14 protein-coding genes are annotated in these 16,298 nt (G+C 69.6%); 2 read left to right on the top strand and 12 right to left on the bottom strand.

Annotated features, from left to right (window positions below):
• Window positions 1–193: 193 nt before the first annotated feature.
• On the bottom strand, window positions 194–1,834 hold the full coding sequence (locus ACSQ2F_RS20285; RefSeq protein WP_436026051.1) for a GMC family oxidoreductase: 1,641 nt from the start codon (window positions 1,832–1,834) through the stop codon (window positions 194–196).
• A gap of 73 nt (window positions 1,835–1,907) precedes the next feature.
• A complete protein-coding gene (locus tag ACSQ2F_RS20280; RefSeq protein WP_436026886.1) occupies window positions 1,908–2,543 on the bottom strand; it encodes a MarC family protein in 636 nt (211 codons plus the stop codon).
• 229 nt (window positions 2,544–2,772) lie between these two features.
• Here ACSQ2F_RS20280 and ACSQ2F_RS20275 point away from each other — a divergent pair, with 229 nt between their 5' ends.
• Window positions 2,773–3,303, top strand: coding sequence for an RNA recognition motif domain-containing protein (locus ACSQ2F_RS20275; RefSeq protein ID WP_436026050.1), 531 nt, complete (start codon window positions 2,773–2,775; stop codon window positions 3,301–3,303).
• A 367-nt stretch (window positions 3,304–3,670) separates the two neighbouring features.
• Here the strand turns inward: ACSQ2F_RS20275 and ACSQ2F_RS20270 are convergent, their stop codons facing one another.
• The 4 genes from ACSQ2F_RS20270 to ACSQ2F_RS20255 are packed head-to-tail and all read right to left on the bottom strand — an operon-like array spanning window position 3,671 to window position 6,697.
• On the bottom strand, window positions 3,671–4,447 hold the full coding sequence (locus ACSQ2F_RS20270; RefSeq protein WP_436026049.1) for an SDR family oxidoreductase: 777 nt from the start codon (window positions 4,445–4,447) through the stop codon (window positions 3,671–3,673).
• Complete coding sequence (gene lptC, locus ACSQ2F_RS20265) at window positions 4,444–5,109, bottom strand: LPS export ABC transporter periplasmic protein LptC (protein WP_436026048.1); 666 nt, start codon at window positions 5,107–5,109, stop codon at window positions 4,444–4,446. Before lptC ends, ACSQ2F_RS20270 begins: the two co-directional genes overlap by 4 nt.
• 8 nt (window positions 5,110–5,117) lie before the next feature.
• On the bottom strand, window positions 5,118–5,693 hold the full coding sequence (locus ACSQ2F_RS20260) for a KdsC family phosphatase (protein WP_436026047.1): 576 nt from the start codon (window positions 5,691–5,693) through the stop codon (window positions 5,118–5,120).
• Window positions 5,693–6,697 (bottom strand): KpsF/GutQ family sugar-phosphate isomerase, encoded by a 1,005-nt coding sequence (locus ACSQ2F_RS20255; RefSeq protein ID WP_436026046.1) that lies wholly within the window; start codon window positions 6,695–6,697, stop codon window positions 5,693–5,695. The genes ACSQ2F_RS20260 and ACSQ2F_RS20255 overlap by 1 nt, the downstream gene beginning before the upstream one ends.
• A gap of 67 nt (window positions 6,698–6,764) precedes the next feature.
• On the opposite strand from ACSQ2F_RS20255, the gene ACSQ2F_RS20250 reads away from it, so the two are divergent.
• Window positions 6,765–8,765: a cation:proton antiporter domain-containing protein gene (locus ACSQ2F_RS20250; RefSeq protein WP_436026045.1), complete on the top strand. Its 2,001-nt coding sequence runs from the start codon at window positions 6,765–6,767 to the stop codon at window positions 8,763–8,765.
• A gap of 69 nt (window positions 8,766–8,834) precedes the next feature.
• Here the strand turns inward: ACSQ2F_RS20250 and ACSQ2F_RS20245 are convergent, their stop codons facing one another.
• The 6 genes from ACSQ2F_RS20245 to ACSQ2F_RS20220 form a co-directional block, all read right to left on the bottom strand.
• Window positions 8,835–10,271 carry an alpha/beta hydrolase gene (locus tag ACSQ2F_RS20245; protein WP_436026044.1) on the bottom strand — a complete coding sequence of 479 codons (1,437 nt, stop codon included), beginning with the start codon at window positions 10,269–10,271 and terminating at the stop codon, window positions 8,835–8,837.
• 169 nt (window positions 10,272–10,440) lie between these two features.
• The gene (locus ACSQ2F_RS20240; protein WP_436026043.1) at window positions 10,441–12,489 is read right to left on the bottom strand and encodes an FAD-dependent oxidoreductase; all 2,049 of its coding nucleotides are present in this window, start codon (window positions 12,487–12,489) and stop codon (window positions 10,441–10,443) included.
• A gap of 61 nt (window positions 12,490–12,550) precedes the next feature.
• A complete protein-coding gene (gene bioF, locus ACSQ2F_RS20235) occupies window positions 12,551–13,708 on the bottom strand; it encodes an 8-amino-7-oxononanoate synthase (protein ID WP_436026042.1) in 1,158 nt (385 codons plus the stop codon).
• 31 nt (window positions 13,709–13,739) lie between these two features.
• Window positions 13,740–14,417, bottom strand: coding sequence for a dethiobiotin synthase (gene bioD / locus ACSQ2F_RS20230; RefSeq protein WP_436026041.1), 678 nt, complete (start codon window positions 14,415–14,417; stop codon window positions 13,740–13,742).
• Window positions 14,414–15,718: an adenosylmethionine--8-amino-7-oxononanoate transaminase gene (bioA, locus tag ACSQ2F_RS20225; protein WP_436026040.1), complete on the bottom strand. Its 1,305-nt coding sequence runs from the start codon at window positions 15,716–15,718 to the stop codon at window positions 14,414–14,416. The genes bioD and bioA overlap by 4 nt, the downstream gene beginning before the upstream one ends.
• Window positions 15,715–16,233, bottom strand: a complete 519-nt coding sequence (locus ACSQ2F_RS20220) for a chorismate--pyruvate lyase family protein (RefSeq protein ID WP_436026039.1) — start codon at window positions 16,231–16,233, stop codon at window positions 15,715–15,717. The genes bioA and ACSQ2F_RS20220 overlap by 4 nt, the downstream gene beginning before the upstream one ends.
• Window positions 16,234–16,298 lie beyond the last annotated feature (65 nt).

Genomic DNA, 16,298 nt, shown 5'->3' with positions numbered 1-16,298 from the left:
ACCGAAACGGCAATTTAGTGTGCAGCTGTGCATTTTGGACAGCACTTCTCGACGCCCCTGTCCGCAAAAGTGCACGGCCCGACGGCTTCCGTCTCGCAACGCTCTTGGGGAGCCGATTTGGCAGGTCCGCGCCTCTGTGAGGTTGCGGCGAGGCAAGGTCTGACCAAGCCGCGGGCCGCCTGCTGCCCGCCGCTCAGGTCGCGTGTGGGCGCGCGGACTCGAGGATCCACTGCGCTGCCCGCTCGGCGATCATCAGGGTCGGCGCGTTCGTGTTGCCACTGGTGATGGTCGGCATGATGCTGGCGTCGGCGATGTGCAACCCGCTCACGCCGTGCACGGCCAGGCGGCTGTCGACGACGGCGTGGGTGTCCTCGGCGGGCCCCATCCGCGCGGTGCCGACGGGGTGGAAGATGGTCGTGCCGATGTCGCCCGCCAGTCTCGCCAGGTCGGCGTCGTCGACGATCTCGGCGCCGGGGCGCAGCTCCTGAGGGCGGTAGCGCGCGAGTGCCGGCTGCCCGACGATTCCCCGCGTGATGCGCAGGGACTGGGCGGCCACCAGGCGGTCTTCCTCGGTGGCCAGGTAGCCGGTGTGGATCGCCGGCGCCTCGCGGGGATCTGCGCTGCGTGCGACCACCCGCCCTCGGCTCGTCGGGTTGAGGTTGCAAACGCTGGCGGTGAAGGCGTCCGTGGTGTGCAGCGGCTCGCCGAAAGCGTCGAGCGAGAGCGGCTGCACGTGGTATTCGAGGTTGGCGTGCGGCTGCGAGGGATCGCTGCGCGTGAACGCGCCCAGCTGCGAGGGCGCCATGCTGAGCGGTCCGCTGCGGCTCCAGGCGTACTGGAGGCCGATGCTGGCGCGGCCCCACAGGCTGCGACTCATGGTGTTGAGCGTGCGCACGCCTTCCACGCCATAGACCGCGCGGACCTGAAGATGGTCCTGCAGGTTGCCGCCGACACCGGGCAGGTCGCGCACCACCGGTACACCCAGCGATTGCAGCAGCGCGGCCGGGCCGAGGCCGGAGAGCTGCAGCAGGTGCGGTGTGCCGACCGCCCCCGTGCACAGCACCACGCCCTGGCTGGCATCGGCTTGCACCGGTGCCCCGCCCCCCGCAGGCAGGATGTCCACCCCCACGGCACGCAGTCCGCCCTCCCCGGGCTCGACGCGCACGCGGCTGATGTGCGCGCCGGTCCACACCTGGAGGTTGGGCCGGCCGACCACCGGACGAAGGAAGGCCTTCGAAGCGTTCCAGCGAATGCCCTTCTTTTGGTTCACGTGGAAGTAGCCGACACCTTCGTTGTCGCCGCGGTTGAAGTCTTCGCTGTGGGGAATGCCGTACTGCTGCGCCGCGGCCGCGAAGGCATCGAGCAACTCCCAGTGCAGGCGCTGGCGCTCGACCCGCCATTCGCCTCCGGCGCCGTGGAGCGCATCCGCACCGCGGTAGAAGTCTTCGTGGCGCAGGAAGAACGGCAGGCACTCGTCCCAGCTCCAGCCGGGGTTGCCGAGGGCTCCCCAATGGTCGTAGTCGCGCGCCTGACCGCGCATGTAGATCATGCCGTTGATGCTGGAACTGCCCCCCAGCACCTTGCCGCGCGGATAGCGCAATGAGCGGCCGTTCAGGCCCGGATCGGGTTCGGTGCGGAACAGCCAGTCCGTGCGCGGATTGCCGATGCAGCGCAGGTAGCCGACGGGCACGTGGATCCAGAGGTAGTCGTCGTGCCCACCGGCTTCGATGAGCAGCACGCGGCGGTTCGGGTCGGCACTGAGGCGGTTGGCAAGCAGGCAACCGGCGGTGCCGGCGCCACAGATGATGTGGTCGTAGCGGGAAGGTGTCGTCACCGGGCGCAGTCTAGTCGGGGCGGTTTGTGCGTCGAGGGGATGAACCCGTACGCGGCGTCGCCACCCTGCCCCCTCAGGCGGCGCGGGCCAGCACCGGGAAGAGCTTGAGCAGCCCGTCGGACATCACCTCCACGGCCAGGGCGGCGAGGATAAGGCCCATGAGCCGCGTCATGACGTTGATGCCGGTGCGCCCGAGCACTTTCGCAATGCGCCCCGACGCACTGAACGCCAGCCACACCGCCACGCCGATGGCGACCCCGTAGCCGACGAGGTAGCCGAGTTCCCACCAGTGCTGGGTCTTGTCGGCGTAGATGACCATGGTGGAGATGGTGGCAGGTCCGGTGAGGAGGGGGATGGTCAGCGGCACGACCGCGATGCTGTCGCCGGCATCGAGCTTGTGGTCCCCCTCGTGAACGTCTTCCTGCCGGGTCTCGGCCGGCTGGGCGTTCAACATCTGCAACGCGGAAATCAACAGCAGCGTGCCGCCCCCGACCTGGAACGACGCGAGCGAGATCCCGAAGAACTCGATGATCTTGAGGCCGGCCAGCGCGCTGACGGCGATCACGAGGAACGCCGTGAAGGCGCTGACCTGAATGGTGCGCTTGCGCTGGTCGGGCGTGAAACCCTGCGTGAAATGGATAAAGAAGGGAATAACGCCGATCGGATTGACAATGGCCAACAGGGCGATGAGGGGCTTGTAGATATCCATTGGCGTATTGTGAGCGCGTCCTTTGCAGGACATTTCTTACATGGGAAGCGGCAAAACAACAGATCGGCGGAAGCCGCATTTCCTAAGGGGTTTCCATCATTTGCGCGCCCTCAGGAAATTACTTGATAATGCAGTTTCTGTGTCTGGAAGCAGCGCCTTCGCTTGAGTGTTCGGGATAGGTAAAAGCTCCACATGGTTCTCTGAAACTAGGAAATGAAAGGCGCTCTCCATGGGCAACAAACTCTACGTCGGTAACCTCTCGTACAACGTGCGGGACGACGATCTGCAGCAAGCATTTGCACAATTTGGCGCCGTGTCCTCGGCCAAAGTCATGATGGATCGCGACACCGGCCGCTCCAAGGGCTTCGGTTTCGTCGAAATGGGCACCGACCAGGAAGCTCAAGCCGCCATCAACGGCATGAACGGCCAGTCGCTCGACGGCCGCGCGCTCGTCGTGAACGAAGCCCGTCCTCGTGAAGAGCGTCCGGGCGGCTTCGGTGGCGGCGGTGGTCGCTCGGGCGGCGGCTTCGGCGGCGGCGGTGGCTACGGCGGTGGTGGCGGCGGTGGCCGTTCCAGCGGCGGTGGCTATGGCGGCGGCGGCAGCAGCGGCGGTGGCTACGGCGGCGGCGGTGGTGGCGGCTACGGCGGTGGCGGCGGTGGCCGCTCCGGCGGCGGCGGCGGCTACGGCGGCGGCGGTGGCCGCTCGGGTGGCGGCGGTGGCTACGGCGGCGGTGGCCGTTCGGGCGGCGGCGGCTACTGAGCCTGAGCTTCGTCCTTGACGGTCGGCCCGCGGGCCTGCCGTCTTGATGACGACGTTCTCTGCTCTGCATGAAGAGGCAGCAAGCGCTGATGCGCTGCTGCCTTTTTTCGTTTCTGTGGCGGTGACGGCGCGGGCGTTGCTGGGCGGCTCGCGTGATGGCTCGTCCCATGAGCCGGGCAACGCGACGTCGACACGTCGACGAGGTGGCCGGTCGCCAAGGATGCGGCGGCCAGCGGGCTCAGATCTCAGGCGCGGTTTCCGTGAAGCGCTGCGAGCTGCCCGCCTTTGACACCCCCCACGGGGCAGGAATCGGGCGGGGCGGGGATCACTGCGGCCGTGAGCCGCTTGCGGTGGGGCCGGCGCCTGGTTACTCGCCGGCGCGGTGCTTGCGTTCGCGGCCGACCAGCAGCCGGTCGAAGACAGCGTTGGGCAGCAGCCGCATCAGCTTGGCCACCACACCCATCTGCCAGGGGATGACCCGGTAGCTCACGCCGTCATCGATGGCATCGAAAGCGCGCGCCGCGAAAGCTTCCGGCTGCATCAGGAAGGGCATGCTGTAGCGGTTGCTCGCCGTCAGCGGCGTTGCGATGTACCCGGGCAGCAGTGTGACCACCCCGACACCGCTGCCATGCAGTTCGCCGCGCAGGCTCTCGAGGTAACTGATGACGGCGGCCTTGCTGGCGCAGTAGGCGCCGTGGCCGGGCAGGCCCCGGATGCCCGCGACGCTCGCGATGCCGACCAGCCTGCCGGTGCCTCGGGCGCGCATGGGGCTGATGAAGGGCTGGAAGGTGGCGCACATGCCGAGGTTGTTCGTCTCGAACGTGCGACGGACGACCTCCAGGTCTTCTGCAATGGCGGTGTCCACGCCGACGCTGATGCCGGCATTGGCAATGACGACATCCGGCACCCCCTGGTCGGCCAGGCATGCGCGCCCGGCGGCCGTGATGGCGTCGATGTCGCGCACGTCGGCCGCGAAGATGCGGCAGGTGTCGGCACGGATGCCAAGCCCGCGAGCCCAGGCCTGCACCTCATCCGTTCGACGCGCCACGAGCGCCAGGCGGTAGCCGGCTTGGTGATAGCGCAGCGCGAGCGCCTGTCCGATGCCGCTCGAGGCCCCGGTGATGTAGACGAGGGGCCGGCTCATGGCTTGGCTGGCCGCGGGGCGAACGTGGCGCGGGTGCGGCCGGTGAAGCGGATCACGCCGTCGGCATGGGTGTACTCCATGCCGCCCGCCTTCACCTCGGTGGCGCCTTGGGTCACCACGACCGGCTTGTTCGACGCCACGCGCTGCTCATCCAGGTAGGCATGAAGAAACTCGCTGCGGAAGTGGATCGGCGCCTGGGTGTCGGTGGCCTCGCGGACGACTTCGGCGCGGCCGATGAGTTGCACTTCGCTCGCGTCGCCGTTGCTCAGCGCGTGCTGGGCGGTCGCCACGGACGTGCGGCCTTCGGCGTCCACGGCGCGCAGGCGAACGTTGTCGATCTCGAGCGTGTCGGTGTCGGGGAAGTGACGCAGGGCCTCGCCTTCGAGCTGCGTCTCGAGCGCGCCGGTGGGCCGGTAACGCTGCACCGAGAAGTTGCGCATCTCGTAGTCGGGTTCATGGCGCGGCGCGGTGGCCGGGCGGTCATCGGCAACAGGACCGGTGTTCTTCACCAGCCACCACGTGCCCATGGCGAGGAGTGCCATCAGCAGCACGGGCAGGTAGGCCGAAGCGATGTGCAGCACCTGCCAGTGCAGCGGCTGCCGTTGCGGCGGCGGCGTCGGGTCCGAAGCCGCGGGCGCGAGGGTGCTGGGCGAGGTCTCCACGCGTGTCCTCAGGGTGCGGCGTCAAGGGTGGTGAGGTGGCCGTGCAGCAGCCGTGCGTAGGCACCGCAGGCCATGAGCATCAGGTCGCAGCATTCGCGGGCTGCGCCGTAGCCGCCCCGGGCCGAGGTGACATGGTGCGCCACCGCAAGCACTTCGGCGTGGGCGTTCGCCGGGGCGCAGGCGAAGGCCGCACGGGTGAGCAGCGGCAGATCCGGCCAGTCGTCGCCGACCGCGGCCATGGCGGACCAGTCGATGCCCAGCCGCTGCATCAGCTCGCGGGCCGCGGCGAGCTTGTCGTGGGCGCCGTACACCGCATGCCGGATGCCGAGGTCGGCCACCCGCCGCCGCACGGCCGGCGAGTCGCGACCGGTGATGATGACGGGCTCGATGCCGCCCTGCGCCAGCAGCTTCAGACCGTGCCCATCGAGTGTGTTGAAGGCCTTGACGCCCTCGCCGTCGGCGCCGATGTAGATGCGGCCATCGGTCAGCACGCCGTCGACGTCGAAGATGGCCGCTCGCAGGCCCTGGGCCTTGAGCAGCAGTTCGGGGGCAAAGCGCAGCACCGGGTCGAGTCGCTCCGCCATCAGATGACCTTCGCGCGCATCAGGTCGTGCGTGTTGAGCGCGCCCACCAGCCGCTCGTCGGCGTCGACCACCAGCACGCTGGTGATGCGGTACTGCTCCATCAGGTCGGCGGCATCCACGGCCAGGGCGTCTGCCCTGACCAGGCGGGGGCCGGGGTGCATGGTCTGCCGGGCGCTCAGCCCGCGCAGGTCCTGGCCGCCCTCGACCAGGCGGCGCAGGTCGCCATCGGTGAAGATGCCGAGCACGCGATCGGTGCCGGGCTCGACGATGGCGGTGGCGCCGAGGCCCTTGCGGGTCATTTCCTTCATCATGTCGACGAACGATGCGTCCGGCGGCACGCGAGGCACATCGTCGCCGCTGCGCATCACGTCGCGCACGTGGGTCAGCAGCTTGCGGCCCAGGCTGCCGCCGGGATGCGAGCGGGCGAAGTCCTCTTCGCGAAATCCGCGGGCGTCGAGCAGCGCCACCGCGAGCGCATCGCCCAGCGCCATCTGGGCGGTGGTGCTGGCGGTGGGGGCCAGGTTCAAGGGGCAGGCCTCGGCGTCGACCGCGCTGTTGAGCACCAGGTCGGCGTGCCGGGCGAGCGACGATTCGCTGCGCCCCGTCATGCCCACGAGCGTGATGCCCACTCGCTTCAGGGCCGGCAGGATGGCGACGATCTCGTCGCTCTCCCCGGAGTTCGAGATGGCGAGCACCACGTCACCCGGTGTCACCATGCCCAGGTCGCCATGGCTGGCCTCGCCCGGGTGGACGAACATGGCAGGCGTGCCCGTGGAGGCCAGCGTGGCGGCGATCTTGCGCCCGACGTGGCCGCTCTTGCCCATGCCCATCACCACCACCCGGCCGCTGCAGCGCAGCATGGCTTCCACGGCCCGCGTGAAGCCCTCGCCCTGGCGGGCCTTGAGCCCGATCAAGGCCTGCGCCTCGATGTCGAAGGTCTGGTGCGCCAGACGCAGGCAGCGTTCGGCGTCGAAAGAATCGACGGTTGCGTTGAGTGTTGGCACGGAGGAAGGTGGGCTGTCCAGTAGGATGGCGTGATTGTAGGTTTCCTCCCCTCCCCCGTCCCTGCTGATGGCATCCACCCTCGAACTGGCGTTGTTGTACCTGGTCGCCGCGGTGGCCGGTGTGGCGATCTGTCGTTCGCTGAAGCTGCCGCCCATGCTGGGCTACCTTGCGGTCGGCGTGCTCATCGGGCCTCATGCGCTGGCGCTCGCTGCCGACTCCGCCAGCGTGAGCTACCTGGCCGAGTTCGGCGTCGTCTTCCTCATGTTCGTGATCGGGCTGGAGTTCAACCTGCCCAAGCTGCGCAGCATGCGCACCCTTGTATTCGGCCTGGGGCTGAGCCAGGTGCTGTTCACCATCCTGGCGGTGCTGGCGGTGAACGTGCTCCTGTCCTGGGGCCTGGCCATGGCCGGCCGCCAATGGGGTCTGAGCTGGCAGAGCGCGGTGGCCCTCGGCGGAGCGCTCGCCATGAGCAGCACCGCCATCGTCGTCAAGCTGATGGCCGAGCGGCTGGAGCTCGAATCGGAACACGGTCGGCGCGTGATGGGCGTGCTGCTCTTCCAGGACCTGGCCGTGGTGCCGCTGCTGGTGCTGATCCCCGCGCTCGGGTCGTCGCCGGAAGTGCTGGTGCAATCGCTCGCCTTGGCGGCAGTGAAAGCCGCCGTGGTGCTGGCGGTCCTGCTGGTCGGTGGCCAGAAGGTGATGCGCTGGTGGCTCACCATCGTCGCGCGCCGCCGCAGCGATGAGCTCTTCATCCTCAACCTGCTGCTGGTGACCCTGGGCCTCGCCTACCTCACCGAACACGCCGGTCTGTCGCTGGCCCTGGGCGCCTTCGTGGCCGGCATGCTCATCGCCGAGACCGAATACAAGCACCAGGTGGAGACCGACATCCGGCCCTTCCACGACGTGCTGCTGGGCCTGTTCTTCATCACCATTGGCATGAAACTCAATGCCGAGATCGTGTTCGACCGGTGGGGCCTGGTGCTGGTGCTCAGCTTCGTGCCGGTGCTGTTCAAGTTCGCGCTGGTCGCCGGGCTGTCCAAGGCCTTCGGTGCACCGGCCGGCGTGGCCCTGCGCACGGGCCTCTACCTCGCGCAGGCGGGCGAGTTCGGTTTCGTGCTGCTCACCCTGGCGACGCAGCAGCGGCTGGTTCCGGCCGAACTGCAGAGCCCGGTGCTGGCCAGCATGGTGCTGTCGATGCTGATGACGCCCTTCGTCATCATGTACAGCGACCGCATCGTGATGCGCCTGAGTTCGAGTGACTGGCTGATGCAGTCGGTGGCCATGACCCGCATCGCCAAGCGGGCCATCAGCACGGAAGCGCACGTGATCATCGCCGGCTATGGGCGCAGCGGGCAGAACCTCGCCCGCCTGCTCGAGCACGAGCACATTCCCTACATGGCACTCGACCTCGACCCGGACCGCGTGCGGCAGGCCACGGCCGCCGGTCAGAGCGTGGTGTTCGGCGACGCCGCGCGCCTGCAAAGCCTGATGGCGGCGGGGCTGGCGCGCGCCAATGCGGTGGTGGTGAGCTACCACGACACCCCCTCGGCGCTAAAGATCCTGCACCTGGTGCAGGAGCATGCGCCCAAGGTCCCGGTGATCGTGCGCACCCGTGACGACACCGACATCGAGCGCCTGCAGGCGGCCGGTGCCACCGGCGTCGTGCCGGAGACGATCGAAGGGTCCCTGATGCTGGCCAGCCATGCGCTGGCGCTGGTGGGTGTGCCGATGCGTCGCGTCATCCGCGTGGTGCAGGACCAGCGGGATGCCCGCTATGGCTTGCTGCGCGGGTATTTCCATGGCGCGGACGATGACACCGCGGACGAGCGCCAACAGGCCCGGCTGCTCAGCGTGAGCCTGCCGCCGGCGGCCTCGAGTCTGGGTGAATCGCTCGGGTCACTGGCGCTGCATGCGCTGGGCGTGAGCGTGGTGTCCGTGCGGCGCGCCTCCGGTGCCGTGACGCGTCCCGATGATGAACTGCGGCTGACCGCGGGCGACACCTTGGTCCTGTCGGGGTTGCCCGAGCCGCTGGCCCTCGCCGAGGGCAAGTTGCTGGGCCGGGGCTGACAGCGGCCGAAATCAGAAAGGGGCAGGGCCCGAAGGCCCCGCCCCTTGTCGCTGGACGGTTCGCTGGTCTTACTGCGTGCAGGGAGCGCCGACGCTCAGTTTGCCCCGGGCGTCAACGATCGCTGCGCTGTCGTCGATGCCCGTCGTGTTGCGCGTGAAGTTGCAGCCATACGTCGGGGCGGCCACGGTGGCCGCGGTCATCACGTCGTCACCGGCGGGCGGGGTGCCGGTGGTCTCCCACGTCACCATCGCGTCGAAGGCTTCCGCCTGTTCCTGGACGGTGAAGTCGCAGTGCGCCACGCCGCGGATCGCGCGCTGCACCAGCCAGTTGCCATTGCCCTTGGCCTGGGTGCGGGTGCGGTAGATCTGCTGCATGCTGAACGGCACGTACATGTCGCCCAGGGTGTGCAACGTGACCACCGGCACCTTGAACTCGCCGTTGACCTTCGGCACCCAGCGCAGGCCATCGGTGCGCAGGCGGTTGAAGTCGGGCGCGGCGGTGAGCTTCAGGGCCGCGGCGTTCAGCGCGTCGGACCCCGCCGTGTCGCCATCGATCTTGTAGACGAAGCGGTTGGTGTCGACGGCGGGCTTGTTGAAGATGCCGTTCACCGTGCCGTCGCCACCGAAGGTGCCCCACACCACGCCGGTGTACGCACCGGCGAAGCCGATGTCGAACATCGGGCGCGGACCGCCGGTCAGGTTCTGCATCACCGAGCGGTACTTGAGCCCGGTGGCGGTCGGCACCGACGGGAAGGTGGTGAACAGGGCGGCGGTGACCTGGTCCTTGATGGTCGCCCATTCGGCGATGGGCGTCTGCGCCTTGCCGGCCAGGGCCTGCGCGGTGATCTGGGCCGCGCCCAGGTAGTCGAACAGTTCGGTGTCGCCCATCACGCCGCACATCGGCACGGCGCCGTTGTAGCGCACCTTGTTGCGGGCGGTGGCGAAGGTCTCGTCTTCCACCGCGGCGCCGGCGATGTGGCCCCCCATCGAGTGGCCGATGATGTAGAGCTTGGTCGGCGCCGTGAGCGGCCGCGAGTTCGCCGTGGCGATCTTGGTGAACTCGAGCGCCAGGGCGTTGGTGTCCTCCACGCCCACGCGCACGTCGTAGTAGTTCTTCGAGTAGCTCGAAGCGGCCCAGGCGTAGCCGTTCATCAGCAGGTGGCGGCGGATGGAGGGGTTGCTCACGCCGAGGGCGTTGCCCGTGCCGGCGTAGCCGTGGGCGTACATGACAAGCTTGCCGTTCCAGTTGGCCGGCACCTCGACGCGGTAGGCCGCGCCGTTGAGCACGCCTGCCCAACGGCTGGTGCCGTCGGTTTCGGCGGTGCCGTTGGCCATCGCGGCGAAGGTGGTGGCGGTCGGTTCGGCCGGGGCGAATGCGGTGCGGCTGTCCTGCGCGCGGGTTTCCTCGGCCACCGGCAGCGGATCGTCGTCGCCGCCGCAGGCGGTCAGGAGGAGAGCGCTGGCGCTGGCGAGGGCCAACAGGCGGAACGGGTACGGGTTGCGCATGGAATGAACTCCTGGTGAATGGGGCGGTTGCACAGGCACCGAAGCGGTGCCGCAGACCTCAACGCAGCCTAATCGTTCACGTAACGAGCCGTATTGAGGACTTTCCCCTTGCACCCGGTCACGGTCGGGACAACATGGTTCTGTTGTACAGAACGATGGTTCTTGGCGTTCAGAGGGCCGCGGCCAGACGGGTCCCTTGTGAAATCGCCCGCTTGGCATCGAGCTCTGCCGCTTCGTCCGCCCCGCCGATGACGTGCGTTCGCAGGCCCGCGGCCTGCAGCGGCGCGAGCAGGTCGCGCAGGGGCTCCTGTCCGGCGCACAGCACGACGTGGTCGCACTCGATCCACTGGCCATCCTGGTGCTGCTCGCCATAGGTGACGTAGAGGCCGCGCGGGGTGATGCGCTCGTAGTTGACGCCCCCGATCATCTCGACGGTCTTCATCGCGAGCGCCGCGCGGTGGATCCAGCCCGTGGTCTTGCCCAGGCCCCGGCCCAGCTTGCCCTTCTTTCGCTGCAGCAGCGTGACCTGCCGTGCCGGTGCGGTGGGTGCCGGGCGCACCACGCCGCCCCGCACCTCGGCCGGGTCGCGGACGCCCCACTCGGCCTGCCAGGCGGCCAGGTCGAGGGTGGGCGAGTGCCCGGGCGGGGTGACCAGGAATTCGGCGACGTCGAAGCCGATGCCACCGGCGCCGACGATGGCGACCCGTGGCCCCACCTCCCTGCCCTCACGCAGCACGTCGATGTAGCTCAGCACGTTGGGGCCGTCGCTGCCCGGGATGCCGGGGTTGCGGGGCCGTACGCCGGTGGCGAGGACCACGTCGTCGAAACGACCGGCCAGCAGCGTGGCGGCATCGACCGTCTGCCCGAGGTGCTGCACGACGCCGGTGGCCGCCAGGCGGCCGGTGAAGTAGCGCAGCGTCTCGGTGAACTCCTCCTTGCCGGGCACGCGGCACGCCATGTTGAATTGCCCGCCGATGACCGCGGCGGATTCGTACAGGTGCACCTCGTGTCCCCGCTCGGCCAGCGTGGTGGCGGCGGCGAGGCCCGCCGGGCCGGCGCCGACCACAGCGACGCGCTTGCGTGCCGGCGCCGGCCGGATGAGCAGCGTGGTCTCATGACCGGCACGCGGGTTCACGAGGCAGGTGGCCAGCTGGTTCTTGAAGGTGTGGTCGAGGCAGGCCTGGTTGCAGGCGATGCAGGTGTTGATGTCGGCGCTGCGGCCGGCCGCAGCCTTGTTGACGAAGGCCGGGTCGGCGAGCAGCGGACGCGCCATGCTGACCATGTCGGCGCAACCGTCGGCGAGCACCTGGTCCGCGACTTCAGGGGTGTTGATGCGGTTGCTGGTGATGAGGGGCACCTGGATGCCCTCGGCCCGCAATGCCTCGCGCATCTTGCGGGTGACCCACGCGAAGGCGCCGCGCGGCACGCTGGTCGCGATGGTCGGCACACGCGCCTCATGCCAGCCGATGCCGGTGTTGATCAGGGTCGCGCCGGCCGCCGCGATCGACCGTGCCAGCTGCACTGCCTCCTCCCAGGTCCCTCCATCGGGAATGAGGTCGAGCATCGAGAGGCGGTAGATGATGATGAAGTCCGGCCCCACCGCCTCCCGCACGCGGCGCACGACCTCCACCGCCAGTCGCGAGCGGTTCTCGAACGAGCCGCCCCATTCGTCGGTGCGGTGGTTCGTGTGGGTGACGAGAAACTGGTTGATGAAGTAGCCCTCGCTGCCCATCACCTCGACCCCGTCGTAGCCGGCTTCGCGGGCCAGGGATGCGCAGCGCACGAAGGCACGGATCTGGCGCTCGATGCCGCGGGCGCTCAACTCGCGCGGCGCGAACGGCGAGATGGGCGACTGGATGCGCGAGGGCGCCACGCACAGCGGGTGGTAGCCGTAGCGGCCGGTGTGCAGGATCTGCAGCGCGATCTTGCCGCCTTCGGCATGCACGGCGTCGGTCACCTGCTTGTGGCGGCGCGCCGCCCCGTGCGTGGACAGGGTGCCGCCGAAGGGCTTGACCCAGCCTTCGATGTTGGGCGAGAAGCCGCCCGTCACCATGAGCCCTACCCCGCCACGGGCCCGCTCGGCGAAGAAGGCGGCCATGGCGCCGAAGTGCCGCCGCCCGTCCTCGAGGCCGGTGTGCATGCTGCCCATCAGCACGCGATTGCGGAGGGTGGTGAAACCGAGGTCGAGTGGCGCGAGCAGGTGCGGGAAGGCGGTCATCGAAGGCTCCGGGGCGGGATGGACAACCGAGCCCGGGAGCTTGAGCCGCCCGGGCCTCGGCTCAGGCGATTTCGTGCAAGGCCGTCACCAGGCGGTCGACATCGGCTTCGGTGTGGGCCGCGGACAGCGAGATGCGAAGCCGCGCCGTGCCGTCCGGGACGGTGGGCGGCCGGATGGCGGGCACCCACAGGCCGCGCTCGCGCAGGCCCTGCATGGCGGCCAGTGCCGCTTCGTTGGCGCCGATGATGAGGGGCTGGATGGCGGTCGCCGATTCCGGGTGCGACCACGGCAGGTCGACCGTGCCGGCGCGCAGGCGGGCGACAAGGGCCTGCAGGCGCTCACGCCGCCAGCCCTCGCTTGCGATCACGCGCAGCGAGGCCCGCAGCGTCTCGGCCACCATGGCCGGCGTCGCGGTGGCGAAGATGTAGCTGCGCGCCCGCTGCAGCAGCCACTCGACCATCGTCGGGTCGGCGGCGACGAAGGCGCCTGCGCTCCCTGCTGCCTTGCCGAGGGTCGCCATGTAGATGAGGCGTGGCGAGTCGATGCCGAAGTGCGCCGCCGTGCCGCGGCCGTCGGGCCCGAGGACGCCGAAGCCGTGCGCGTCGTCGATCATCAGCCAGGCATTGAAGCGTTCGCACAGGCGCAGCATCTCCGGCAACGGTGCCACGTCGCCGTCCATGCTGAACACCGCATCGGTCACCACCAGCTTGCGGCGGCCGGGGCTCGCGGCAAGTTGCGCCTCCAGTGCGGCGAGATCACCGTGCGGGTAGATGTGCGGCTCGGCTCGCGACAGGCGCACGCCATCGATCAGGCAGGCGTGGTTGAGCGCGTCCGAGAACACGGCGTCGCCGCGCCCGACCAGCGCCGGGATCAGTCCGATGTTGGCGACATAGCCCGAGCCGAAGTACAGCGCCCGCGGCAGGCCGACGAAGGCGGCGAGCTCGGCTTCGAGGGCTTCGTGCGCCGCGCTGTGGCCGCTCACCAGCGGGGAGGCGCCCGCCCCGACGCCATGGCGCGCCGCCCCTTCCCGCGCCGCCTCGATGAGTGCCGGGTGCTGCGCGAGCCCGAGGTAGTCGTTGCTGCAGAAGGCGAGCAGCGAGCGGCCGTCCACGCGGTAGTGGGCACCGGCTACGCCTTCCACGATGACGCGGCGGCGGGCCAGGTGGGCGGCGCGAAGCTCTGTCAGGGCGGTGTCGAGTTCGGCGAAGGGATGGGTCATTGCGGGCTGGCGGGTCGGACAAGCCGGCATCTTAGGCCTGCGCGGCGCCGGCCTGCCAGGTGATGCGGCGCTCGGCCGCGGCGGCGAAGTGCGGCACCTCGGCCCACATCGGCGCGCCCAGGCGGGCGGCCAGCGTGGCGATGTTGTCGTCGGCGCGGGCCATGTGCGGGTCGACCCGGTTGGCCACCCAGCCGGCCAGGGTGAGGCCGCGCGCGCGGATGGCCTCGGCGGTCAGGAGCGCGTGGTTGAGGCAGCCGAGCCGCAGGCCAACCACCATCACCACGGGCAAGGCCAGCCGCTGGGCGAGGTCGGCCCCGGTCTGCGTGTCGTTCAGCGGCACGAGGAAGCCGCCCGCCCCCTCGACCACCACCGCATCGGCCAGGGCCGCCAGCCGCTCATAGCGCTGCGCGAGCAGCTCGATGTCGATGACCTGTCCGGCGGCGCGTGCGGCCAGGTGCGGCGACAGCGGCAGCGGCAGGCAGTAGGGGTTGTCGAGTTCGCGCGGGGCGGCGACGTTGCCGGCGGCGCGCAGGGCCATCGCATCCTCGTTGTCCGGGCCGTGCGGGGTATCGATGGTGCCGGCCGCCACGGGCTTCATGCCGACGACGCGCGGGAAGCGGGCCTGAAGGTGCTGCACGAGCGCGCAGCTGACGAGGGTCTTGCCGACTTCGGTGTCGGTGCCGGTGACGAACCAGCCGCGGGCGGTCATGCGAGGGCCTCCTCGAGTGCCGCGAGCGCGCCCGACGCGAGGCAGGCGATCGCCTCTTCGTCCAGCACGTAAGGCGGCATGAAGTACAGCGTCGAACCGATGGGCCGCAGCATCACGCCGTGACGCAGCGCCGCGGCGTGGTACCGCGCCGGGAACGCGGGATCGTCGGTGGCGATGTCGAACGCCCACAGCATGCCGAGCTGCCGCGCGGCCTTGACCTTCGGATGCTGGCGCAAGGAGGCTGCCGCTGCATCGAGCCGTGCCGCCGTCTCGCGGTTGTGGGCCATCCAGTCGCGCTCGTCGAACACCTCCAGCGTGGCCAATGCCGCCCGGCAGGCGAGCGGGTTTCCGGTGTACGAATGGGAGTGCAGGAAGCCCCGGGCGGTGCGGTCGTCGTAGAAGGCGTCGAAGATGTCGTCCGTGCACAGCACCGCGGACAGGGCGAGCATGCCGCCGGTCAGCCCCTTCGACAGGCAGATGAGGTCCGGGCGAATGCCGGCCTGCTGGTGCGCGAAGAGGGTGCCCGTGCGGCCGAAGCCCACGGCGATCTCGTCGGCCACGAGGTGCACCTCGTAGCGGTCACAGAGTGCGCGCGCCAGGCGCAGGTACTCGGGGTCGTGCATTGCGAGGCCCGCCGCGCACTGCACCAGCGGTTCCACGATGAAGGCGGCGATGGTCTCGTGGTGCTCGGCGAGGAAGGCCTCCAGCACAGCGGCCTGCCGCCGCGCCACGTCGGCAGGGGTCTCGTCCGGAGCTGCCCGGCGACTGTCGGGGCTCGGCACGGTGGCACTCACCCGCACGAGCGGGCCATAGGCTTCGCGAAAGAGCGGGATGTCGGTGACCGACAGCGCGCCCGCCGTCTCGCCATGGTAGCCGTGCTCCAGGCCGATGAAGCGGTGCTTGTTCGGCCGGCCGCGGTTGCGCCAGCTGTGGGCGCTCATCTTGAGCGCGATCTCGGTGGCCGAGGCGCCGTCGCTCGCGTAGAACGCATGGCCGAGGCCGGTGAGTTCACCGAGGCGTTCGGACAGTCGGACGACCGGTTCGTGCGTGCACCCGGCCAGCATGACGTGGGACAGTGTGTTCAGCTGGTCGGTGAGCGAGGCCACCAGGTGCGGGTGGTTGTGCCCGAAGAGGTTCACCCACCAGGAGCTGATGCCGTCGACGTAGCGGCGGCCATCGGTGTCGTACAACCACGGCCCTTGCGCACGTGCGATGCCGAGCGGCGGCTGCGCCTGCAGCTGCTTCATCTGGCTGCACGGATGCCACACCGCCTGCCGGCTGCGCTCGGCCAGCGTGCTCAAGACCGTTCCTCCGGGACCATGCCGTCGCGCCACGCTTCGAAGATGAGCATCATGGGCGACTCGGGCGTGATCACCCGGTAGCAGCGGCTGGCGCGGCGGTCCGGCGCGCCGACGTGGCGCCACAGGGCCTCCGCCATGTCGTCCGAGGCGGTGCGGGTCTCGCGCTTGACGAACAGGTGCTGCAGCAGGTGCCCGACCGGCGCCTGCCCGGCGTCCAGCCCGTCGAGGAACCAGTCGGGGACGGCGTCGAGGCGGGTGTACGACAGGTTGTCCATCATCACGCGACCATGGGCGTGCAGGCTGGTCACGCGCTCCAGCCAGCGCTCGCCGCCCAGGTGCTCCCGCACGTCGGCCGGCACGTCGCCGGTCTGCCGCTGCAGGTGCAGCTGCACGGTGATGTCCGCCTGCGCGATGGCTTCGCAGATGCGCGTGGTCGAGCCATCGAGGGCCAGCAGGGCGCGCAGCAGGGGTGCGTGCCGGGGGTCTGCTGGAAAAAGTTGTCGCTCTACACTCATGCGCCCGTGATCTCTCGTGTTGCTGAAGTTGACTTCCAGGATCGTACCCCTTGACCTCGCTGCCC

Origin of the sequence: Rhizobacter sp. LjRoot28 (genome assembly GCF_964253025.1) — a bacterium.
GTDB lineage: Bacteria > Pseudomonadota > Gammaproteobacteria > Burkholderiales > Burkholderiaceae_C > Rhizobacter.
Note: the sequence above shows the minus strand (reverse complement) of the source record. Positions and strands in the feature narration are given on the sequence as shown.

Coding starts and splice junctions, on each gene's coding strand:
- ACSQ2F_RS20280 (WP_436026886.1), bottom strand. CDS start 2,543: ATGGATATCTACAAGCCCCTCATCGCCCTGTTGGCCATTGTCAATCCG.
- ACSQ2F_RS20275 (WP_436026050.1), top strand. CDS start 2,773: ATGGGCAACAAACTCTACGTCGGTAACCTCTCGTACAACGTGCGGGAC.
- ACSQ2F_RS20270 (WP_436026049.1), bottom strand. CDS start 4,447: ATGAGCCGGCCCCTCGTCTACATCACCGGGGCCTCGAGCGGCATCGGA.
- ACSQ2F_RS20260 (WP_436026047.1), bottom strand. CDS start 5,693: ATGGCGGAGCGACTCGACCCGGTGCTGCGCTTTGCCCCCGAACTGCTG.
- ACSQ2F_RS20250 (WP_436026045.1), top strand. CDS start 6,765: ATGGCATCCACCCTCGAACTGGCGTTGTTGTACCTGGTCGCCGCGGTG.
- ACSQ2F_RS20245 (WP_436026044.1), bottom strand. CDS start 10,271: ATGCGCAACCCGTACCCGTTCCGCCTGTTGGCCCTCGCCAGCGCCAGC.
- ACSQ2F_RS20240 (WP_436026043.1), bottom strand. CDS start 12,489: ATGACCGCCTTCCCGCACCTGCTCGCGCCACTCGACCTCGGTTTCACC.
- bioF (WP_436026042.1), bottom strand. CDS start 13,708: ATGACCCATCCCTTCGCCGAACTCGACACCGCCCTGACAGAGCTTCGC.
- bioD (WP_436026041.1), bottom strand. CDS start 14,417: ATGACCGCCCGCGGCTGGTTCGTCACCGGCACCGACACCGAAGTCGGC.
- ACSQ2F_RS20220 (WP_436026039.1), bottom strand. CDS start 16,233: ATGAGTGTAGAGCGACAACTTTTTCCAGCAGACCCCCGGCACGCACCC.